Annotated in this window: 15 protein-coding genes and 2 pseudogenes; 11 read left to right on the forward strand and 6 right to left on the reverse strand. The window is 65.9% G+C overall.

The window, feature by feature from the left end:
• From F6X39_RS04565 to F6X39_RS04575, 3 genes are read left to right on the forward strand one after another with little or no spacing between them, the layout of a single operon-like run.
• A complete protein-coding gene (locus tag F6X39_RS04565) occupies positions 1-1,077 on the forward strand; it encodes an asparaginase (protein WP_187615740.1) in 1,077 nt (358 codons plus the stop codon).
• Between the two features lie 32 nt (positions 1,078-1,109).
• Positions 1,110-1,811: a hypothetical protein gene (locus F6X39_RS04570; protein ID WP_187615741.1), complete on the forward strand. Its 702-nt coding sequence runs from the start codon at positions 1,110-1,112 to the stop codon at positions 1,809-1,811.
• Positions 1,812-1,832: 21 nt separating this feature from the next.
• Entirely contained in the window at positions 1,833-2,537 is a 705-nt protein-coding gene (locus tag F6X39_RS04575) for an aspartate/glutamate racemase family protein (protein WP_187615742.1), read from the forward strand.
• Positions 2,538-2,603: 66 nt separating this feature from the next.
• Here the strand turns inward: F6X39_RS04575 and F6X39_RS04580 are convergent.
• Positions 2,604-2,924 (reverse strand): annotated as a pseudogene (locus tag F6X39_RS04580) (transposase); the annotation flags it as partial.
• A 2-nt stretch (positions 2,925-2,926) separates the two neighbouring features.
• Here F6X39_RS04580 and F6X39_RS04585 point away from each other — a divergent pair.
• The 6 genes and pseudogenes from F6X39_RS04585 to F6X39_RS04610 form a co-directional block, all read left to right on the forward strand.
• Positions 2,927-3,130, forward strand: a pseudogene (locus tag F6X39_RS04585) (aldehyde dehydrogenase family protein); the annotation flags it as partial.
• Positions 3,131-3,210: 80 nt separating this feature from the next.
• Entirely contained in the window at positions 3,211-4,125 is a 915-nt protein-coding gene (locus F6X39_RS04590) for a LysR substrate-binding domain-containing protein (RefSeq protein WP_187615743.1), read from the forward strand.
• Between the two features lie 122 nt (positions 4,126-4,247).
• Positions 4,248-5,543 (forward strand): dicarboxylate/amino acid:cation symporter, encoded by a 1,296-nt coding sequence (locus F6X39_RS04595; RefSeq protein ID WP_184073154.1) that lies wholly within the window; start codon positions 4,248-4,250, stop codon positions 5,541-5,543.
• Complete coding sequence (locus F6X39_RS04600; RefSeq protein WP_187615744.1) at positions 5,540-7,006, forward strand: aspartate/glutamate racemase family protein; 1,467 nt, start codon at positions 5,540-5,542, stop codon at positions 7,004-7,006. Before F6X39_RS04595 ends, F6X39_RS04600 begins: the two co-directional genes overlap by 4 nt.
• A 95-nt stretch (positions 7,007-7,101) precedes the next feature.
• Positions 7,102-8,520: an aspartate ammonia-lyase gene (gene aspA / locus F6X39_RS04605; protein WP_187615745.1), complete on the forward strand. Its 1,419-nt coding sequence runs from the start codon at positions 7,102-7,104 to the stop codon at positions 8,518-8,520.
• 73 nt (positions 8,521-8,593) lie between these two features.
• The gene (locus F6X39_RS04610) at positions 8,594-9,715 is read left to right on the forward strand and encodes an asparaginase (protein ID WP_187615746.1); all 1,122 of its coding nucleotides are present in this window, start codon (positions 8,594-8,596) and stop codon (positions 9,713-9,715) included.
• 36 nt (positions 9,716-9,751) lie between these two features.
• Here F6X39_RS04610 and F6X39_RS04615 read toward each other — a convergent pair whose 3' ends face one another.
• The gene (locus tag F6X39_RS04615) at positions 9,752-11,980 is read right to left on the reverse strand and encodes an SLC26A/SulP transporter family protein (RefSeq protein WP_187615747.1); all 2,229 of its coding nucleotides are present in this window, start codon (positions 11,978-11,980) and stop codon (positions 9,752-9,754) included.
• Between the two features lie 250 nt (positions 11,981-12,230).
• Between F6X39_RS04615 and F6X39_RS04620 the strand changes: the two genes are divergently transcribed.
• Entirely contained in the window at positions 12,231-15,524 is a 3,294-nt protein-coding gene (locus F6X39_RS04620; protein ID WP_187615748.1) for an adenylate/guanylate cyclase domain-containing protein, read from the forward strand.
• A gap of 20 nt (positions 15,525-15,544) precedes the next feature.
• On the opposite strand, the gene F6X39_RS04625 is transcribed toward F6X39_RS04620, so the two are convergent.
• Positions 15,545-15,850: a hypothetical protein gene (locus tag F6X39_RS04625; protein WP_187615749.1), complete on the reverse strand. Its 306-nt coding sequence runs from the start codon at positions 15,848-15,850 to the stop codon at positions 15,545-15,547.
• A gap of 290 nt (positions 15,851-16,140) precedes the next feature.
• Between F6X39_RS04625 and F6X39_RS04630 the strand changes: the two genes are divergently transcribed.
• A complete protein-coding gene (locus F6X39_RS04630; protein ID WP_262413339.1) occupies positions 16,141-16,929 on the forward strand; it encodes a class I SAM-dependent methyltransferase in 789 nt (262 codons plus the stop codon).
• A 34-nt stretch (positions 16,930-16,963) separates the two neighbouring features.
• On the opposite strand, the gene F6X39_RS04635 is transcribed toward F6X39_RS04630, so the two are convergent.
• From F6X39_RS04635 to F6X39_RS04645, 3 genes are read right to left on the reverse strand one after another with little or no spacing between them, the layout of a single operon-like run.
• Entirely contained in the window at positions 16,964-18,535 is a 1,572-nt protein-coding gene (locus F6X39_RS04635) for an efflux transporter outer membrane subunit (protein WP_187615750.1), read from the reverse strand.
• Entirely contained in the window at positions 18,526-21,780 is a 3,255-nt protein-coding gene (locus F6X39_RS04640) for an efflux RND transporter permease subunit (protein WP_262413340.1), read from the reverse strand. The genes F6X39_RS04635 and F6X39_RS04640 overlap by 10 nt, the downstream gene beginning before the upstream one ends.
• On the reverse strand, positions 21,777-22,880 hold the full coding sequence (locus F6X39_RS04645; RefSeq protein ID WP_187615883.1) for an efflux RND transporter periplasmic adaptor subunit: 1,104 nt from the start codon (positions 22,878-22,880) through the stop codon (positions 21,777-21,779). The genes F6X39_RS04640 and F6X39_RS04645 overlap by 4 nt, the downstream gene beginning before the upstream one ends.
• Between the last annotated feature and the right edge of the window lie 2 nt (positions 22,881-22,882).

Consider the following 22,882-nt stretch of genomic DNA (forward strand, 5'->3'; position numbering starts at 1 on the left):
ATGAGCTTTTTATCGACTGCAACCAAAACCGCGCGCGGGCCGAAAATCGCCGTGATCGGTACGGGCGGCACATTTGCGATGCACGCGCGTGGCCCGTTCGACTGGGTCGAGTATTCGGAAAGCGGCGTCGTGCATCCGATCGACACCCTGCTCGCGACGCTCGGCGAGCTCGCGCCCGACGTCGAACTGCTACCCGTCACGTTTCGCAGCCTCGGCAGCGTGGCGATCCGGCCGGCGGACTGGGTGGAACTCGCTCGGCTGATACGGCACACGGCGCTCGCCGATCCGTCCATCACAGGGTTCATCGTGACCCACGGAACGGCGACGCTCGAAGAAACCGCGTGGTTCCTGCAACTCGTGCTCGACATCGCGCGGCCGGTGATCGTCACGGGAGCGCAGAGGCCCACAAACACCGCGGGCAGCGACGTGCTCGCGAACCTGCGCGGCGCGATTGCGGCAGCGCGCGATCCACTGAGCGCGGCACACGGCGTGCTGGTCGCGATGGACGGCTGGCTGTTCTCGCCGCGCGACGTGACCAAGGCGGCCAGTTTCGAACTGAACGCGTTCGAGTCGCCGGGCTACGGTCCGCTCGCGCGCGTCGAGCCCGACGCGCGTGTTGCGTGGCGGCGCGGTGCGATTGCAACGCGTCGCGGTAGCGAATCCGCATGGTTCTCACGAGCGCTGCTGGAAGCGGATGCGCCATTCGCGCTGCCGCGCGTCGATATCGCGATCTCGTATGCGGGTGCCGACGGTGTGGCGATCGACGCGCTGGTCGCGGCAGGCAGCGCCGGCATCATCAGCGCGGGACTGGTGCCGGGACGGCCGGCGGCAGCCGAGGCGGGCGCGTATCGCAAGGCGGTTGAGGCCGGTGTCGTGGTCGTGCAGTCGAGCCGCGCGGCGCGTGGCGTGGTGCCGCCTCAGGCGTTTCTGGCACGCGACGGCGTAGTCGCGGGCGGCGATCTCGCGCCGCACAAGTTGCGCATTGCGTTGATGCTCGCACTCACGTTCGATGGCGATTCGCGAGCCGATTTCGCGCAACGGCGCGAACGCATTCAAACCATTCTGCTCGCGTTGTGAACGCGTCGGCACGCAAGGAGGCATCTCGAATCATGCAGTTCTCTTACCTCGTGACCTGGGTGCATCCGGACCCGGCGGCATGCATCAGCGCTGACGACCTCGAACGCATCGCCGCGATCGTCAACTCGACGCCCGCGCTGCGCCGCTCCCGCCTTTACACGCCGGAATCCGCCGACGATTACTACACGCGGGACGGCGCGTCGCCGATCTTCGCGATGCAACTCGACTACGACTCGGTGTTCGATCTCGAAGCGCCGATCGCGGCAGGCGGCCATTTGCAGGCGCTCGCCGCGGCCAATCTCGCGAGCTTCGCCGGATGCCGCGTGGAGCAGCAGGCGATGCTGCGCCGTCCGTTTCCGGTGGCCGATGCCGACGCGCGCGTGCCAGCAGGCAGCCTGCCATGCCAGTTCCTCGTGCACTACCCGGGCCACGCGCTCGACTTCGACGAATGGATCAACTACTACCTCACGCATCATCCGCAGATCATGTTCGACTTTCCGGGCGTGCGCGAGATCGAGATTTTCACGCGCATCGACTGGCTCGACGCGATGCCATGGACGCGCGTGCACTACATGCAGCGCAACAAGCTGATGTTCGACAGCGCACGGGCGATTACCGAGGCGATGCACTCGCCGGTGCGCCACGCGATGCGGCAGGACTTCGAACGATTTCCGCCGTTCGAGGGCAGCAACATCCATCATCCGATGGCGGCGCGCACGACCTTCTTCGACTAACGCAATTCGCAAGGGGCAAGCATGAGCATCGGGTTCGGTCATCTCGCGCGTATCGGGCATCTGTACCCGTCGGGTGGACTGTGCGACTTCGAGATTCAGGCGATGGCGCCCGACGGCGTGCAATTCGTCACGACGCGTTTGCCGTTTCGCGACACGTCGATCGAATCCGATCGCACGTTGATCGACGACATCGAACAGCACGCGCAACTGCTCGCCGACGCGAAGGTCGACCTGATCGCGACGAATTGCACGGCGGCGGGCGTCGTGAACGGTCCTGACGCGATCAATGCGCGGGTGACGGCGGCGACGAACATCGCGGCGGTCACGACGATCGAGGCCGTGCTCGCCGCGTGCGGCGCGCTGGGCGCGAAGAAGCTGGGACTCGTGACGGCTTACGGCGAACGCGTAGTCGCGGCGGAGCAGGCATTTTTCGAGCAACGCGGGCTGAGTGTCGTCGCCGAAGCGAGCCGCGCGTGCCGCACGCCTTTCGAGCAGGGCACGGTGCAGCCCGAGGTCTGGTCCGACATCGCGACGCGACTACCGGGCGATTTTGACGCGTTGCTGATCAGTTGCGCGGGCATTCGGGTGAGTAGCGTGATCGCTTCGATCGAGACGGAAGTCGGACGCCCGGTGATCAGCAGCAATTCCGCGCTGTTGTGGTACTGCTTGAGGAAGCTGAACATCTCTGCGAAGTCGCCGGGATATGGCGTTCTGTTAAGCGATTGAGACGGTCCCTTTCCTGGCCGCAGGCTTGCCAAACGCACCGCGTGCTATAAAACTTGCCAGACGGTGTCAGGAACTCCGAAGTACTGGGGTTGCATGGACAAGCCTAAGCATGGCGAAGACGACAAAATGCAGACCTGCGAGTGCTTCGGGCAAGCGTTCGCAGTCCCGTGCGAGGCGTCGAAAGCGGTTGAGCCATCCGAAGCTGCGCTCGACTACCCATCGACGTGGCAACAGCACGAAACCCTTTTTCGCTTCATCGAGCTTGACCACCTGGAGATCAATTCCCTGAGCGCGCGCGGCCTGCGCAGGAGCTTCGCCCGGGGAACCCCGATCGGCAAAGGCCACTTTCACGGTTTCTCCCGTTGCCTGCTGCACCTGGCGCGCCAGGGCGCGATATCGGCCGCATCTGGCGCGTGGCGGAGCAACTCGAATATGGAATGGTGGGCATCAATACCGGCCTGATTTCCAACGAAGTCGCGCCGTTTGGCGGCGTGAAGCAGTCGGGTCTCGGCAGGGAGGGCTCGCACTACGGGATCGTTGATTACCTCGTGATCAAGTACCTGTGCATGGCGTTTTTGACGCCGGTCCGATAGTCAGCGTGCGGCACGGCCAGGCGTAGAATCGCGGGCGCAGCGGCGAGTCCATTCGTCGCCGGATCGGAGACCGATGGCTGATGGAAATCAAGTGGATCGAAGACTTCATCGCGCTCGCCCGCTATCAAAGCTTTTCCCGGGCGGCGGAGTTTCGCAACGTCACGCAATCGGGTTTCAGCAGACGGATCCAGTCGCTCGAACAATGGGTCGGCGCCGATCTCGTCGATCGCAGCGGCTTTCCGCCGACCCTGACCCCGGCAGGGCAACTGTTTCGTGACGCGGCCGAAGACATCCTCGACAAGCTGTTCGACACGCGCGCCATCATTCGCACCGAACAGCGCATCGCCGGCACGAGCCTGCAGATCGCAGCCGGCCACACGATCGCGCTCAACTTCCTGCCCGCGTGGCTGCGCACGCTGTCCAGGCATGTCGGCGAAGTGCGCGCGCGCGTGATTCCGGCGAACGTGCACGATTCGATACTGATGCTGGTCAACGGCAACTGCGAGCTGATGTTCGCTTATCACCATCCGCAGCTGCCGTTGCATCTCGATCCGACCAGGTATGAATGCGTGACCGTGGGCGTCGATACTTTCATGCCGGTATGCAGGCCCAATCAGCGGCTTGCGCACGTGTACCGTCTGCCCGGCGTGATCGAACATCCGATGCCGTTCATCGCCTATACGGAGACGAGCTACTTTGGGCGCTGCTTCGCGTTGCTGATGGAGCAGAGCAAAGCATCGCCCGCCTTGCATCTTCACTATGAATCCGACATGGCCGAGGTCGTGAAGAAGCTCGTGCTGGAAGGCGAGGGTGTCGCCTGGCTGCCGAAGAGCTCGATCGCCGCCGAACTCGACAGCGGCCAGCTTGTCGCCGCCGGCCGCTCCGAATGGCAACTGGAGCTGGAGTTGCGCGTGTATCGCGACCTCACGAACCGCACTGAACTGCTCGATACGCTGTGGCGGCATCTGCGGGCCTCGTCGGGGTCAGCCGAATAGCGCCGATAGGGTTATCCCGCGTTATGCGAAACTTGCATAGCCGTATGCAACACTAGCATTCACGTCTTTTCTGCCGTCTCTAGAATTCCGTCCAGTCACAAATAATCTCAGGACGGAGACACATGAAGAATCGGCTTACCCTCTATATCCTCGCCGGCATGCTGCTCGGCGTGGCCGTCGGTTATGTCTGCCATCGCACGGCGGCCGATGCCGCGCAGGCGAAGGAGATCGCAGGCTACTTTTCCATCGTCACCGATATCTTCCTGCGGCTCGTGAAGATGATCATTGCGCCGCTGGTGTTCGCCACGCTCGTGTCAGGTCTCGCCGGCATGGAAGGCACGAGCGACGTGCGCCGCATCGGTCTGCGCTCGATCGCGTGGTTCCTGTGCGCGTCGCTGTTCTCGCTCGCGCTCGGCCTCGTGCTCGCGAATCTGCTGCAACCAGGCGCGGGCTTGCACATGTCCCAGACGAGCGCTGACGTGGCCACCGGGCTCAACACGTCGAGCCTGAACTTCAAGGACTTCGTCACACACGCGTTCCCCACCAGCATCGTCGATGCGATGGCGCGCAACGATATCCTGCAGATCCTCGTCTTCTCGGTGATGTTCGGCATCGTGCTCAGCGTGATCAAGTCCGACCCGCGCGTCGCGCCGCTGATCGCGGGCGTCGAAGGGCTCGTGCCCACCATGCTGAAACTGACCGACTATGTGATGCGTCTCGCGCCCGTCGGTGTGTTCGGCGCGCTGGCATCGGCGATCACGGTGCATGGCCTCGACGTGCTGACGACGTACGGCAAGCTCGTCGCCAGCTTCTATACGGGGCTCGCGCTGCTGTGGGCGGCGCTGATCCTCGCCGGCTACGCGTTTCTCGGCAAGCCGGTCTGGGCCTTGCTCAAGGCGATCCGCGAACCCGCGATGCTGGCGTTCTCCACCGCGAGCAGCGAGGCGGCGTATCCGCGCCTGACGGAGAAGCTGGAGGAATTCGGCGTCGACAAGAAAGTGGTCGGCTTCACGTTGCCGCTCGGCTATGCGTTCAATCTCGACGGCTCGATGATGTATCAGGCCTTCGCCGCAATCTTCATCGCGCAGGCGTTCGGCATCGACATGCCGATCGGCACGCAGATCGTGATGCTGCTCGTGCTGATGGTGAGCAGCAAAGGCATGGCGGGTGTCGCGCGCGGCTCGGTGGTGGTCGTCGCGGCCGTGGCGCCGATGTTCCATCTGCCGCCATCGGGCGTCGTGCTGGTGCTCGCGATCGACCAGATTCTCGACATGGGGCGCACGGCGACCAACGTGATCGGCAACAGCATCGCGACGGCAGCCATCGCGAAGTGGGAGGGCCAGCGCGTGACGCGGCAGGAACGCCGCACGGCGATGGCGACGGCTTCGTTCGGCCGGCTCGAAGGCGAGACGAAATGAGCGGCATCGACGCAACGTCTGCCACGAGCGCGCGCAAGTTCGGCGTGGTGGGCGGGCTCGGCCCGCTCGCGAGCGCGGACGTGTTCTTCAAACTGATCAAATCGACGCCGGCCACGCGCGACGCCGAGCACTTCGATGCGATTTTCGAGCAGCAGCCGTTTCGCAGCGCCGATGCCGACAGCGAGACGTTGACGCAGCGCAAGCTGTACATCTTCGATCTGATCAGCAGCTTCGAGAAGCGCGGCGTGACGACGGTCGTGCTGCCGTGCTTCCTGAGTCACACGTTCATCGACGAACTGAAGGCCAATTCGCCGCTGCAGATCGTCGACATGATCGATGCGGTGCGCAGCCACGTGCGCAGAAGATTCCCCGCGGTGCGCCGCGTGGGCGTGCTCGCGTCGGCGCATACGCGGCGCAGGCGCCTGTTCGAAAAGTACTTCGCGGCGCCCGAGTTCGAAGTGATCCACCCGCGCATCGGCGACGGCATCGATTTCGTCACCGAGGCCGTTTATGGCGAGGATGGCGTGAAGAGCGGCAATCTGCGTGGCCGTCCGGCCGAGTTGCTGCGGGCGGCGTGCGAGGACCTGATCGAACAGGGCGCCAACGTCATCGTGCCGGGGCTCACCGAGATCGCGTTGGTCGCGGACGAACTCGGTGCGTTGCGCGTGCCGCTCGTCGATTCGAACCTGGCTTATGCGCAGTACGTGATGTCCGGCCAGTACCACACGCCCGAGACGATCTTCAAGGTCGGCGTGGTGGGCGGCGTGGGTCCGGCGGCCACCGTCGATTTCATTCACAAGATCGTGCGCGCGACGCCCGCGCGGCGCGATCAGGACCACATCAAGCTGCTCGTCGAGCAGAACCCGCAGATCCCGGATCGCACGGAGAATCTGATCGGCGATGGACCCGACCCGACCATCTCGCTCTATGCGACCTGCAGGAAACTCGAAACGGGCGGCGCGGATCTGATCGCGATCCCGTGCAATACGGCGCATGCTTTCGTCGAGCGGATACAGCCTTATCTCGGCGTGCCGATCGTCAATATGCTGACGGTGACGGTGCGTTATCTGCGCGAGTCGTTCCCCGCGCTGCGCTCGGTCGGCGTGCTCGCGACTTCCGGCACGCTCGCGAGCGGCGTCTACGAAAAGGCGCTCGAATCGCACGGCTTGCGGCAGGTCGTCCCGGCACCCGCGCTGCAGGCGCGCGTGATGGACGCGATCTACGGCAAGGAAGGCGTGAAGGCCGGATTTACGGCGGGGCAGTGCCGGCAAGACCTCGCCGCGGCGATCGACGGGCTTATCGCCGACGGCGTCGAAGTGATCGTTCTCGGCTGCACGGAACTGCCGCTGCTGATTCGCGAGCCGTATGTGATCGGCGCGAACGGCGCGCGCGTGAGCGTGGTCGATCCGGCCGACGTGCTCGCGAAGCAGTGTGTCGCCTGCGCGACAGCGCCGCCTCGATAACCCAACCGCATCACCCAGTCAATGCGACGGACCTGCACACGAGGTGTGCCGGATGACCCCGCTCGCCTGTCGATTTCAGAACCTGAGAGGTAATCATGCTTGCACCGACCGAACGTATCGAACACGACCTTCTCGGCGATCTCGCCGTGCCCGCGAGCGCGTACTACGGCGTACACACGCTGCGCGCGCTGCAAAACTTTCCCATCACGGGTATTCCGATCTCCGTGTATCCGAACCTCGTCAACGCACTGGCGAGCGTGAAAGAAGCCGCCGCGCTCGCGAATTACGATCTCGGCCTATTGAGCGCAGTAAAGATGCAGGCCATCGTGCACGGATGCAGGCAAGTGCGCTCAGGCACCGCGCACGAGCATTTCGTCGTCGACGTGATTCAGGGCGGCGCGGGCACGTCGACCAACATGAACGCGAACGAGGTCATCGCCAATCTCGCGCTCGAACATCTCGGGCAACAGCGCGGCGAATACGCGGTTCTCCATCCGAACGAGGACGTGAATCTCGGCCAGAGCACCAACGACGTCTATCCGACCGCGCTCAAGATCGCCACGTACGCGGGCATCATGCAACTGGTCGACGCGATGGGCGTGTTGCGCGCATCGTTCGAACGCAAGGCGGTGGAATTCGGCAACGACCTGAAGATGGGCCGCACGCAGCTTCAGGACGCCGTACCGATGACGCTCGGCCAGGAGTTCAGCACCTTCGCTGTGATGCTCGGCGAAGACGAAGAGCGGCTGAAGGAAGCGGCCCAGCTCATCTGCGAGATCAATCTCGGCGCGACGGCGATCGGCACCGGCATCAACACACATCCGGAATACGCGCAGCTTGCATGCAGGCACTTGAGCGAAATAACCGGTATTGCGTTGACCACGTCGCCGAATCTGATCGAAGCGACGCAGGATGTCGGTTCGTTCGTGCAGCTCTCCGGCGTACTGAAGCGCGTCGCCGTAAAACTCTCCAAGACCTGCAACGATCTTCGCCTGCTTTCGAGCGGTCCTCGCGCGGGCCTCGGCGAAATCAACCTGCCGCCGGTGCAGGCGGGTTCGAGCATCATGCCGGGCAAGGTGAATCCGGTGATTCCGGAGGTCGTCAACCAGATCGCGTTCGAAGTCATCGGCAACGATGTGACGGTGAGCTTCGCCGCCGAAGCGGGGCAGCTCCAGCTCAACGCGTTCGAGCCGATCATCGCGCACAGCCTGTTCAAGAGCGTCGCCCATTTACGCGCAGGGTGCCTCACGCTCGCGTCGAAATGCGTCGACGGCATTACCGCGAATCGCGAGCGGCTGCGCGCGATCGTCGAGAGCTCGATCGGCATCGTGACCGCGCTGAACCCGTACATCGGCTATACGCACTCGACCGAAGTCGCGAAGGAAGCGCTTGCGTCGGGCAAAAGCGTCGCGCAGATCGTGATCGACAAAGGGCTGTTGAGTCAGGCGCAGCTCGACGAGATTCTTCAACCCGCCATGCTGACGCAACCAAGAAAGATGTCGTCGGCGGCATGAGCGACGAAGGTTGTTCCGGTCACAGGTCGCGTGCATACGCACGCGACTCTTTTAAACGATGGAGGAGAGAAAGATGAACGGCAACACGATCGATCGAAAAGCAAGGCGGCTGTGCGGTTCGGCGGCACTGCTGATCGCGGCACTTGCCGCGGGTACCTGCGCACAGGCTGCCGACGCGCCATCGCAACAGGCAAGCGCCGTCACGGCAACGCCGCGTGTTCTGGTGCTGGCCACCGGCGGCACCATCTCGGGAACCGCCGATCCCCGTTCGGCGATCGGCTACAACTCGGGCAACGTGAAGGGGCAGGAACTGGTGCGCGGCGTGCCGGGCATCGAGAAGCTCGCGAGCATCAGCGCGGAGCAGATTTCGAACGTCGGCTCGCAGGACATGAGCGACAAGATCTGGTTGCAGCTTGCGCGGCGGATCGACGAGGTCTTCGAGCGGAACGAGGCCGACGCCATCGTGATTACGCACGGCACCGATACGATCGAGGAAACGGCGTTCTTCCTGAGCAACGTGCTGCACTCCGACAAGCCGGTGGTGCTGGTCGGCTCGATGCGACCGGGCGGTTCCGCGAGCGCCGACGGTCCCGGCAATCTGTACGAAGCCGTCGAAGTGGCGGCGAGCCCGCAGTCGCGTGGCCGAGGCGTGATGGTCGTGATGAACGACCAGATTCACGCGCCGCGCTGGATCACCAAGACCAATACCACGGCGGTACAGGCGTTCGCGTCGCCGAATGCCGGCGCGATCGGTTATGTCGATCCGGCGAGCGTGCGCTTCGTGATGCCGGCCGTGCAATCGACGCGCGCCGCGCTGAGCCTGCCCGCGAGTGGGCAATTGCCGCGCGTCGATATCGTCTACGCGCATAGCAACATGGATGGCCGCCAGATCGATCATGCGATCGCCGATGGCGCGAAGGGCATCGTCGTCGCCGGCGAAGGCGATGGTGACATGTCGAAGGAAGCCCTTGCGGCGCTCGACCGCGCGGCGGCAAAAGGCATCGTGGTGGTTCGCTCGACGCGACTGGTGTCGGGGTTCGTGAACCGCAACGTCGAGGTGGACGACGACAAGCGCGGTTTCGTCGCATCGCTCGATCTGAATCCGCAGAAGGCGCGATTGTTGACGCAATTGCTGGTGGCCAACGGCGTGACCGATCCCGTCAAGGTACAGCAGGCGTTTAGCGGGACGTGGTGACGGGTTGAGGGCGCCGCCGGTCAGGGGCGCTGCCGCTTATAAAGCCGCGCGTAGTGCCTCATCGGCAACGGCAAGACGCAACGCAATGGTCTTCACGAGAAACCGATGCAACTGTTGCGCCGTCGCCGGATCCTGCTGTTCGAGTTCGAGCAGCCGGGAGATCGACAGGCGGTACACGCGCGTCGGTGCCTCGGCAATCACATCCGCGCTGCGCTGTTGCTGCGTGTACACCGCCATTTCCCCCACGACCGTGCCCGGGCCGAACGAGCGCAGACGCGCCGAGCGGCCATCGCCGAGCGGCAGCGAGATCGCGACACGTCCTTGTTCGACGAAATACAGCGCGTCGCCCGGCTCGCGATGACGAAACAGCCCCTGCCCCGAAAGCAGATCCTGCACCTCCAGACACGCGATCAAGCCGTTCAACGCGCCGGCCGTGAAATGCGGCTCGAGCATCGCCCGCAGATCGCCGCCATGCGCGATCGCGAGCGAGTTCGACGCGAGCAGTTTGTCTTCGATCCATTCGAGACCCGCATCGAGCGTATCGAATTCATGAATCTTCAGATTGAGCGTGCCGGTCTTCACGAGCAGATCGCGCGAGCGCGGCGGCAGCGCGGTCAACACGAGGTCCACGCTTCTTGCGGCGCAGAGCTGCCTGAGTTTGACGAAGCTGATGGATACGGATGCATCCATGCCATGTGTCGCCGCAAAGTCGAGCACGACGTAGCGGACCTGCGACGGATTCCCGGCGCCGACTCGCTCGCGAAGGCGCTGCAGAATCGAATTGGCCGTGCCGAAGAAGAGAAACCCTTGCAGGCACATTCCGCATACCTGGGGGCCGATTGCGCGCAGAGCCTGGGTGTCTTCGATGCTGCGCTCAACATTCGAGGTCCGCGCGCGCAGGTCGAACTCCATGCGTATGCAGCCGACCCGACCGTAGAGCAGTGTGAACATCACACACGCTGCAACGACGCCCACCCCTACGCCGACGATCACGCCGTACGCCGCGATAGTGCCGAGAATCACGGGCACGAGCAGATACTCATACCAGTTGAGCTTGGTCCAGGCGCCCGCGAGCCAATGCACGAGCAAGCGCAGCCCCATGAAGAGCTGAAGGCCGACCAGCACCGGCACCGGAAAGAGCGCCACGATGCCCGGCGAAGTGGCGAGCACGACCACACACGCGAGCGAGGCGAACACGCCCGCCACCCGGCTCGTTGCCCCCACCCGCGCGTTGAGCATCGAGCGATTGAACGACTGGTAGCCGACCATGCCGCCGAGCAGTCCGCTCGCGAGATTGGCGAGGCCGGCGGCGCGCATCTCGCGATTGAGGTCGACGTCCTCCCCGGTGGCCGCGCCGATCGCCGTTGAATTCATCAGGATCGTCACGGCCGACACCGAGGTCACCACCAGACTCTCGGGAAGATGCGCGCCGACCGCCGACCAGTCGATGCCGCCCCGTCCGAGCCTCGCGGCCAGGTGCAACTCCGGCAGCCCGGATAGGTGCAGCTTGACGCGCGGCAGCAGCAGACCCATGCCGCGCGCGTCGTCGATCGAAACTCCGGCAACCTGCAGCAGAACGTAGAAAAGCACGACGCCGAAGGCCAGCGTGAGCGGCAGCGCGGCAATGTGCTGCCACGTGCGCATCAGCACCGTGGCCAGCACGCCGACGACCAGCGCTGGAACCCATGTCAGCCAGTGAAGGTGCGCGAGCAACGCGAGCGTGTGCCACTGCAGCGGCTGGCCCGTCAGCACGCGGAACGCCCCGGCGAGCAGCAGGTAGCCCGTGCCCGCGAGAAATCCGCCGAGCACCGGATAGGGCAGGAACTGCAAGGAGCGGCTGCGCTTCGACGAGCCGATCGCATAGAGCACGATGCCCGTCATGAGCGAACAGAGCGCGATGGCGATCAGCACAGTGAGGATCAGCGTCTGCGGTGAACCGCCGTCCGCGCGCACGCTGCTGGCCACCCCTGCCGCCACGCCCGCGAGAAAGGCTGCGGCGTTGCTGTCGGGGCCGCCAATGTTGACGCGCATCGAACTCGTCAAGGCGATCACGAGCGCCGTGACGACGCAGCTCACGAGCGCGGTGGGCACGCCCAGCATCGCGTAGCGGGCAAGATCGGCGCTAAAGATCATCGTGCCGAGGCTCATCGCATAGCACAGCATGACGAGCGTCGAAACGGCGCCCGCCGCCACGTCGCCTGGCAGACCCGCCAAACGCGAGCGCAGCGGAATCTCGGAGACGGAAACGGTCTTGCCCGGCTTCACGTGGATTCCCGGTCGAATGCAAGGGCGCCGTGAGGCGCGCCAGCCAGTATCCTGCGCGGCTCGAACGGCTGTCAAACGCGATGCAGCGTGCTTATCGGACACCTACACTGATTATTCATCGGCCCCGTACCTGGCGAACTCCACGCAAAGGCCATGCAGCTCCGGAGCCGTTCACACCAGCGGCCGGCAGGCGCGCGATTCGTCTGAGCTTTTGCCCGCGGGGCCACGCATCGGAGGCGGGGCGACGAACATGGATATCGAGAAATGGCTGCGGGACCTCGGGCTCGAGCAGTACGCCCACGCGTTCGCGGCAAACGACATCGACATGTCGCTGCTCGGGCAGCTGACCGACGTGGACCTGAAAGAGCTGGGGGTACAGTCGCTCGGCCACCGTAAGCGCATTCTGGCCGCGGCGGCAGGCGCCCTAACGGCAGCCGCGCCGCTACCGCCCCAGACGTCCGCCGACAACGAGGTGCCCGCGGACGAGCGCAGGCAGGTCACGATTCTGTTCGCCGATCTCTGCGGCTACACGATGCTGTCGCGCTCGCTCGATCCCGAAGACTTGCGCGCGCTGATCGGACGCTACACGGCACTGGTCGACGGGATCGTGCTCGCCTATGGCGGCACGATCGACAAGCACATCGGCGACGCGGTGATGGCGCTGTTCGGCGCGCCCCGCTCGCACGAGACGGACACGCTGCGCGCCGCCCGTGCCGCTCTCGACATTCACGACGGCCTGGCGCGGCTGGCCGCGCAGACCGGGCGGCCGTTGCAGGCGCATATCGGCATTGCGAGCGGCGAGGTCATCGCGGGCGCGCTGGGCCGCGCCGACGCGCGGGACTACACCGTGCATGGCGATCCGGTGAACCTGGCCGCTCGGCTCGTGGCAGCCGCGGCCGCCGGCGAAACCTGGATATCCGACGACGCGGCGCGCACGCTCGGCGACGCCGCCAGTTGCGAAGCAATCGGCGAGCGGCGCTTCAAGGGCATCGACACGCCGGTGCGGGCATGGCGGCTCGTCGCGCTTGGCAGCGAGCCCGTCAGGACGAGCCGCAGCCGCTTCGTCGGACGCGAAGCCGAGCTCGAACAGTTTCACGGCATCCTTCATGCGTGCATGGCAAGGCGCGCGGGGCATGTCGTTCATGTGCGAGGCGAAGCCGGGATCGGCAAGACGCGGCTCGTCGACGAGATGCGCCGCCATGCGCAGGCACAGGGCTTCACGCTCCATCGAAGCCTCGTGCTCGATTTCGGCGTCGGCAAGGGCCAGGATCCGGTGCGAACCATCATTGGAAGCCTGCTCGGCTTACCGGCCGGTGCATCGAGTGAAGCGCGGCAGGCCGCCGCCGCGCAGGTCGCGACCCAAGGTATCGTCAAGGCCGAGCAGATCGTGTTTCTGCACGACTTCCTCGATCTCCCGCAGGCCGCCGAATGGCAAACCATCTACGAGGCCATGGACCACGGCGCGCGCAAGCGCGGCAAGCAGGCGCTCGCCGTGAGGCTGACCGAGGACGCTTGCGCCCATGCGGCGACGCTGATCGTCGTCGAAGACCTGCATTGGGCCGATTCCGAAGTCATCGGCTACCTGTCGGCGTTCGCGTCAGGCATTGCCAACGGCACGGGCCTGCTGGTCACGACTTCGCGCGTGGAAGGCGATCCGATCGATGCAGGCTGGCGCGCACGTTGCCGCGACACCCCCTTCGCGACGATCGATCTCGGACCGCTTCGCAAGGACGAGGCCCTGAGCCTGGCGGGCAATTTCATCGATGCGACCCAGCGCGTCGCGCTCGCCTGCATCGAGCGCGCGGGCGGCAACCCGTTGTTTCTCGAACAACTGCTGCGCAACGCTGAAGAAGGCAGCGGCGGCAACGTGCCCGCGTCGATCCGCAGTCTCGTGCTCGCGCGGATGGACCGGCTCGCGCCCCGTGACCGCCTGGCGTTCCAGGCGGCCGCCGTGATCGGTCAGCGTTTCGACCTCGCGCTGCTGCGAGAGCTGGTGGACGATCCTGGCTACGTCTGCGACGGCCTGCTCGTCAATGCACTCGTGCTGCCGGAAGGCGACGACTTCCTGTTCGCCCACGCATTGATCCAGGAGAGCGCTTACTCGACGTTGTTGCGCGCGCGCCGCCGTGAACTTCATCTGCGCGCGGCCGAATGGTTCGCACAAAGCGATGTCACGCTGCACGCCCAGCATCTCGACCGCGCCGAAGACGAGCACGCGCCGCACGCCTACCTGGGCGCGGCGGCCGCACAGCGTGCCGCCCATCGTTTCGAAGCCGCGCTGCGGCTGGCCGAGCGCGGCATCGAAATCGCGCAGTCGGACGCGGACCGCCATGCACTGAGCTGCTGCAAGGGCGAACTTCAGCGCGACCTGGGCGACATCGCAGGATCGATCGTGACGTACCGCACCGCACTCGCCGCCGCCACCGACGACGCCGCCCGATGCGACTGCCAACTCGGGCTCGCGGAAGGTCTGCGTGTCAGCGAGGGTCTCGACGAAGCACTCGGCTTACTCGCGCAAGCGCAAAAGATCGCGGAGCGAGACAACCGGCTGGCGGAGCTTGCAAGCCTCCACTATCTGCGCGGCAACATTCTCTTTCCGCTCGGCAAGATCGACGCCTGCAGCGCCGAGCATGAGCGCGGTCTTGGCTACGCGCGGCGCCTCGGTCTGCCCGAGGCAGAGGCTCGCGCGCTCGGCGGCCTGGCGGATGCGGCGTATGCGCAGGGGCGCATGCGGACCGCGTTCCATCATTTCAGCGAATGCGTCGCGATGAGCCGCGAACACGGGTTCGGCCGCATCGAGGTTGCCAATCTGTCGATGCAGGGCTTCAGCCGCATTTATCTGAACGACGCAAGTCAGGCTCGCGAGGACGCAAGCGCCGCCGCCCGCGCCGCCGAGTTGATCGGGCAGCCTCGCGCGCAATTGCTGGGGGAGACGCTGGGGGTGTTCGCCTGCCAGGAACTGGGCGATGCGCAGGCGGCCAGCAAGCATCTGGTGCAGGAAATGCGGGTGATCCGGCAATTGGGTGCGCGCCGCTTCGAAGCGCAGAATCTGGAGATGCAGGGTCGCCTGTTACTGGACGAAGGATGCCGTAGTGAAGCAGTGGTGGCGCTGCGCGAAGCACTCGCCATCTCACGCGAGGTAGGGACTCAGTTTTCCGGGCCAAAGGCCTTGAGCGCACTGAGCCGTGCGGTTGACGATAACGGCGAGCGTACGCGGCTACTGGCTGAAGGCGAGGCGCTGCTGCACCTCGGCGCGGTCGGCCACAATCACCTGTGGTTTTACCGCGACGCCGTCGAAGCGATGCTGGGGGCGGGCGATCCTGCTGGCATGCTGCACTACGTGGACGCACTCGAGGCCTATACACAGCGCGAACCGTTGCCGTGGTCCGAGCTTTTCGCGGCTCGTGGCCGTGCGCTTGCACTCGCGCTTCGGGCGCCGCTCAGCGAAGCCACGCGACATGAACTGCTGCGACTGCGAGAGGCGCTGCGGCAGGCCGGCTTTCGCAATTACGTAAGTGCGGTCGAAGCGGCACTTGCGGCTTGAGGCACGCGCGTAGCCGAGCCTCAGCGTGGCGCGGAATCGTCGTCGGGCGGGTCCTTGTGGACGACCTCCATGTCGATGGTGCGGGCGTCGTCGCCATACGCGACCGTCTGCCGGCGCAACGCGCGCATCTTCCACCACAGATACCCGACGACGATCGTGCCGACCGCGAACAGCACGGCGAACAGCACGATCGACAGCATCGCGGCCACCACGAACAAGATCGCGCTCAGGGCGATGGTCAGCAACCGGCCGAACCAGCCGGTGCCACCGATCCGGATCCCTTTCTCATATGTCACCCGCCGCGGCGGCGGTCTGTCGTTTTGCATCGCTCGTCTCCCGGCCGCCGTCCGGCGGATGATGCGGGTAAATCCTCATGCGTGGTCATTATGCAGGATGCGAACCGCTAACGTCGTCGGCGCGGCTCAGCGTATAGTCGACTGACGTCGTTAAGAAGCCCACGCGTTGACTCGTTTAACTTCGGTAGTAAGTTGCCGCTCGCCAAGGCTGACAGGCGTGGTGTTTAGCGTGCAGGCCTTCTCTGTCTACCCGGTTGCACACTGCCAGGGCACGTTATGAAATCCGCCGGTTTTCAGTTACCTCGGTTGCCCGCGTGATCATGCGACGCCTGCATCTGCTCGAAATCGAAGACCAGCCGTGGTGCCCACGGGCGATCCGTGACGGCGGGACGGACTGGCTGCATTTCCTGGCGAATAACCTCAAGGGCTTCAACGTCATCGCGGGCAAGCTGCGCGAAGCGATGCGGCGGGTCGGCAACGACCGGATCGTCGATCTATGCTCGGGCGGGGGCGGCCCGTGGCTGACGCTTGCACCGTTGCTCGCGCAGTCCGGACGCGTGACGGTGCAGCTGACCGACTTCTATCCCAATCGCGCCGCGTACGAGCGCGTATCCGCCGGGGCAGCCGGCCGCGTCACCTATGTGAGCGAACCGGTGGACGCGATGGACGTGCCATCGGGATTCGACGGTGTGCGCACGATGTTCAACGCTTTCCACCATTTTCGGCCGGACGATGCGCGGGCGATCCTCGCCGACGCGGTGATGAAGCGCCGCGCGATCGTCATCGTCGAGGGTGCCGACCACCGGCTGCTCGGTGTCGTGTTCATCCTGGCGGTGCCGCTGATGATGCTCGCGCTGACTCCGCTGATCCGGCCGTTTCGCTGGTCGCGACTAGCGCTCACCTATGCGCTGCCGGCTATCCCGCTGCTGTGTCTGTTCGACGGCATCGTGTCGATGCTGCGCATCTACAACCCCGACGAATTGCGTGAGATGGTGGCGAGTATCCCGGACCAGCAGAGCTTCGAATGGGACATCGGCACACTGCCGGTGCAGGGCTCGCCGATCGGTCTGACTTATCTTGTGGGCGTTCCGCGCGGACGCGCCGGCTGAACGCAAGCGGGCGCTGTCGGCAGCGGCGGGCCGATCACTTGCCGGCCAGATGGTCAGGTGTCTGGCTGCTGCCCGCCGGCAGTTCGCCCATCGCCTGAAACAGCGTCGCCGTATCGGCCAGGCGCCGGCCGATCAGGCGGATTTCTTCGAGCCTCGCTGCTTCGTACTGCTGCTCGCCGCCGCGGGCGGATGCAGCGGGCAGCGCGCCGAGCCGGTGACGTGACGTGGCATCGTCGAACGCCTCGCGTGCCTCACGGGCAGCGCCGCTCGCGGCGTCGAGCGCCTGCGCGTCGTGTTCGAGCGACGCAAGCGTGTCCGCGACGTTTTCGAACGCCGCCAGCACGGTCTGCTTGTACTCGAACACGGCGGCCTCGTAGGTGTCGATTGCCGCGCGCCGCTGTGCGACGAGCGCGCCGCCATGAAAAAGCGCCTGCGACATCGTCGCGGCGATGCTCCAGATCGCGCCTGCGCCCGACAGCGCGAGCGGCCAGTTGAACCCGCCTTGTCCCATCGAGGCGGTCAGCGTCAGGCTCGGAAACAGCTGTGCCGTCGCGACACCGACGTCGTCCGCGGCGGCTTTCAGCGCCGACTCGGCGGCCGCGATATCGGGCCGCGCGCGCAACAGGTCCGATGGCAGCACGACGGGCAGGTCCTGCGGCAAGTGCAGGCTCGCCAGCTCGGGCTCGGGCGGCGCCGCGTCGGGCGTGCGGCCGAGCAGCACCGCAAGCGCATGTCTCGTCACCGTCAGCTGTTGCCGCAGATCGGCCACGCTGACCTCGAGCGCGGCGATGCTTTGCCGCGCAGTCGACACGTCGCCGCGCGTCAGCGATCCGAGTTCGTAATGCCGTTCGGTATCGTGAGCCTGATCGCCCGCAAGCGCGATCAATCGCTCGGTCGCGTCGATCTCGGCGCGCAATATCGCCGCCGCGATCGTCGCCGTGACGATGTTGGTGGCCAGTGCGCGGCGCGCGGCTTCGCGTTGATATGCGTCGATCTCGACACGCGCTGATCGGGCCGCGTTGGCTTTACGCACCGCGCCGAACAGGTCGAACGTATATTGCGCCTGGACTACGCCGATGAACTCGTTGTAAAGCAGCGTGTTCGGCCCGCCGGGAACCGGAATGCCAAGATCGCGCCCGCGCGAGGCCTGCCCGACCAGATCGACCGACGGCAGCAGCGAGGCGCCGATCTGTGCCCGTAGTTGTTCGTGTGCCGCGGCCAGGTGCTTGTCGGCGGCAGCGAGCGTCGGGCTGTTGCGCAGACCTTCTTCGACGAGGTCATTCAACGCTGTCGATTCGAACAGCCGCCACCATTGCGGCACAGGCTGCGCGCCGGTGGTGAAATGCTGCGCGACACCGAGCGCGGCGACCGTTTGCGCGGGCTGAGGCTCGACGCCGTAATGGGCGGGAGAGGGCATCGCGGGCGGCTCGCCGTTTGGACCGAACGAGCAGGCGCCAAGCGCGATCGTCGCGGCCGCGCCGAACGCCGCGCGCCAACCATGGATCGCCGCTGCCCGCGCTCGACCCGGCGCGGCGGCGAAATGCGGCGCGCTCGCGAGCGCCGGCCCGTCGACGGGGTTGCAGTCTGTGCCCACGATCAGCTCCACGTATATTCGATTGTCGGGGTCGCGGTTCGCACACCGCGTTCGAAGTGCCGCACCTTGAACGCGGTCGCGTACAGCGCGGGAACGAAGAACAGCGTCAGCACGGTGGCGCCCGTGATGCCGCCCATCAGTGCGGTCGCCATCGGTCCGAAGAAGGCCGATTGCAGCAGCGGGATCAGCGCGAGCACGGCCGCCGCGGCGGTCAGCATGATCGGGCGGAAGCGCCGGACCGTGGCACCGACGATCGCATCGAAGCGCCCCTGGCCCGCGGCGATATTGCGTTCGATCTGATCGACCAGAATCACCGAGTTGCGCATGATGATGCCGGACATCGCAATGACGCCGAGCATCGCCACGAAGCCGAACGGCTTGCCGAACAGCAGCAGTCCGGCGACCACGCCGATGAGCCCCAGCGGCGCGGTGAGCACGACCATCAGCACGCGCGCGAAGCTGCGCAGTTGAATCATCAGCAGCGTCAACACCACGACGAGCATCAGCGGAAGCTGCGCGATCACCGACGCCTGCGCCTTGCCGCTGATCTCGCCGGCGCCGCCGGTCTCGATCCGGTAGCCGATCGGCAGCGACGCGCGTAGCGGCGCGAGCGTCCGATCGATCGCCTGGGTCACGTCGATATCCAACGCGTTGCCGCGCACGTCGGCCTGGACCGTGATCGTCGGTTGACGGTCGCGGTCCCAGATCACCGCGTATTCGAGTTCGTTGTTGAGGTGGGCGAGCGCGCCGAGCGGCACCGGGCCGTTCGGCGTCGGCATCGCGAGGTTCACGATCTCGTCGGGGTCGACCCGCTCGCGCTGGGGCGCGCGCAGATCGACACTGATCAAGCGGTCGCGGACCCGGTACTGCGTGAACGTATAGCCCGACAGCGTCATTGCGAGGAAGCTCGCCACGTCTTCCGACGTGACGCCGAGCTCGCGCGCCTTCTGCTGGTCGATCTCGAAGCGCACCGAGCGTTCGCCGGGTTCGTCCCAGTCGAAATGGACGCCCGTTGTGCGGGCATCGGCTTTCATCGTCGCCGCGACCTTTTCCGCGATCTCCCGCACGGTGGCGAGGTCGCTTCCGCTGACGCGAAACTGCACCGGATAGCCGACCGAGGGGCCCGTCTGGAGCGGCGAAACGCGCGCGCGCACGGCGGGAAAGCTGTTTTGCAGCGTGCTCGCGAGCCAGCGTTCGAGCTTTGCGCGGTCGTCGACGGACTTCGCGGTGATCACGAGCTGCGCGAAGTTGGGCTGGGGCAACTGCACGTCGAGCGGCAGGTAGAAGCGGGGGGCGCCCGCTCCGACGAAGTCGACCAGATGATCGATCTCGGGCCGGCCGGCCAGCGTCTTTTCGAGGCGCGCGGCTTCGCGCAGCGTCGCTTCGAACGACGCGCCTTCGGGCAGCCGCATGTCGACGAGCAGTTCGGGCCGCTCGGAGCTCGGGAAAAACTGTTGCGGCACGAGCGCGAAGCCGGCCAACGCGGCAACGAACAAGGCGGCCGTGACGCCGAGCACGACGAGGCGCCGCTTCACGCACCACGCGATGCAGTCGCGCAGGCGGTCATGAAAGCGGCTGGCGCGCGGCGCCGCCACCGGGTTCCGGCGCGTCTGCGCGTCGTCGCGCCGGCGGAGCTTGCGAAGCGCGCGCCGAGGGGTCTCGCGTGCGGTCGTGCCCTTGCGTTCGGGTAGCAGGTGATAGCCGAGCAACGGAATCAGCATGACCGCCGCGAACCACGAAGCGATCAGCGCAATCGCGGACACCTGAAAGATCGAGCGCGTGTATTCGCCGGTGGCCGATTTCGCCAGCGCGATCGGCAGGAATCCCGCCACCGTGACGAGGGTTCCCGTCAGCATCGGAAATGCGGTACTGCTGTAGGCGAACGCCGCGGCCCTCGCGCGGCCCCAGCCCTGCTCGAGCTTCACGGCGATCATCTCGACCGCGATGATCGCATCGTCGACGAGCAGGCCCAGCGCGAGGACCAGCGTGCCGAGCGAGATCTTGTGCAGGCCGATGTCGAAGCCGTTCATGCATAGCGCGGTGACCGCGAGCACGACCGGGATCGAGATCGCCACCACCACGCCGGCGCGCCAGCCCAGTGAGATGAGGCTCACGGCCAGCACGATCACGATGGCTTCGGCGGCGGCCCGCAGAAAACCGTTGACCGAATGCGAGACCGCGTGCGGCATGCTCGACACCTCGACGAGTTCGAGCCCCGCGGGCAGACGCGCACGCAATCCCGCTGTCTGCGCATCGAGCCGCTTGCCGAGCTGAATCACATCGCCGCCAGCCTGCATCGTGATGCCGATGGCGAGCACCGCGCGGCCGCCGGTGCGAACCTGCGAGACCGGCGGATCGTCGTAGCCGCGCCTGATCGTGGCAATGTCACCGAGACGAACCAGGCGGTGATTGATGTCGATCAGCGTGTCGGCCATCGCCTTCAGGTCGGTGAACTGGCCGCTCGGACGCACGTACACGCGGTCGAACGCGGTGGTCAGCGTGCCGCTCGGCGTGACCGCGTTTTGCGCGTTGATCGCCCGCGCGAGCTGTTGCGGCGTGATACTGAGCCGGGTCAATTGTGCGTTGGGAATCTCGATCGTGACGTGCTCGTCGGGGTCGCCGAAATAATCGACTTTCGCGACCCCGGGCACGCGCAGCAGCACGCCGCGCAGTTCGTCGGCATAGTCGTGCAATTGCGCCGGCGAGAACCCGTCGCCGGCGAGCGTATAGATGTTCGTGTAGACGTCGCCGAACTCGTCGTCGAAGTACGGCCCCCGCACGCCGGGCGGAAGCGTATCAGCGATGTCGGCCATTTTCTTGCGTACCTGGTACCACGTCTCGCGCACTTCGTTCACCGGCGCGGAGTCTTTCATCGTAAAGACGATCAGCGATTCGCCGGGACGCGAGTAGCTGCGCAGATAGTCGAGATGAGGCGTTTCCTGGAGCTTGCGGCCGATCCGGTCGGTCACCTGTTCCTCGACCTGGCGTGCGGTCGCGCCGGGCCAGAAGGTCCGGATCACCATCGCGCGGAACGTGAACGGCGGGTCCTCGGATTGTCCGAGCCGGGAATAGGCGAGCACGCCGAACAGCGTCGCGAGCACGACGGCGAAGATGACCAGCGCCTGGTTACGGATCGCCCACGCGGACAGATTGAAGCGGCCGGTATCGTCCGCTGCCGGCCGCCGCGGTCCGCCCGCTCCACCGGGTCCGCCGGGTCCACCCGCTCCGTCGGGCCCCTGGCCGAACGGCGCTCTCATGATGCGAAGTCCTCGGGATGCAACGGCGCTACCGCGCGCACGGTTTCGCCGGCGCTGACGGTATGCACCCCTTGCAGCACGACGCGCTCGCCGTCGTTGAGGCCACGCGCGACCGAGATCGTGCGGTCGTCGTAGCGGCCAACCTGGACCCGGCGCAGTTCCAGCGCCTGGTCGCCCGGCCGAACGACCCAGACGGCCGGCGCGTTGCCGTCGTGAAAGAGCGCGCTGGCGGGCAGCGTGATCGGGTCGTCCGTTTGCGCCTCGCCGGCCGCGGCGAACGTGACGGTGGCCGTCATGCCGAGGCGGACCTCGGGGCCTGGCGCATCGAGCGTCAGTTTCGCGCGATAGGTGCGGCTGCCGGGGTCCGCGGCCGGCGACAGCTCCCGCACGTGTGCCGTGAAGCGTCTGCCCGTGGCGGCCGGCAGCGAGACGCTGGCCGCGCTGCCGATCGCCAGCGCGTTCAGCAGATTCTCGGGCACGTCGCAGAGAATATCGACCTCGCCGGACCAGGCGAGATGGTAGACCGCTTGTCCCGCCGCGACGTTCTGCCCGGTATCGGCGTCTTCGGCGGTGATGACGCCGGCATGGTCCGCCGTGAGGACCGTGTACTGCGTCTGATTCTTCAGCAGCGCGAACTGTTGTAGCGCCTGATCGCGCTGCGCGGCGGCCGCCACATACGCATCCTGGGTCTGCTCGAGCTGCGCTGTCGAGATCAGCTGTTCCTGCGCCTGCGCCCGGTCGCGATCGAGTTGCTGCTCGGCGAAGGTGAGCCGATGCTGCGCCGCCATCAATTGGGCCTGTGCGCTCGCGAGGCTGCGCTGCGCGTCGTCGGCATCGAGCCGCGCGATCGCCTGGCCGGCCGTGACCGTATCGCCGAGCCGCACCTTCCGCTCGATCAGCTTGCCCGCGATGCGAAACGACAGCGGCGTCGCATAGCGTGCGTTGACTTCGCCCGGCAGCGTCGCGAGCACGGGCTTGCTGTCCCGATGCACGACCACGGCGATGACCGGGCGCGGCAGCGTCACCTCGGCTTCTTTCGCGTGACAGGCGGCGAGCGTGAGCGCGCCCGACAGCGTCAGCATGATCTCGCGCCAGCGCATGC

Source organism: Paraburkholderia sp. UCT2 (assembly GCF_014397665.1).
Taxonomy (GTDB): domain Bacteria; phylum Pseudomonadota; class Gammaproteobacteria; order Burkholderiales; family Burkholderiaceae; genus Paraburkholderia; species Paraburkholderia tuberum.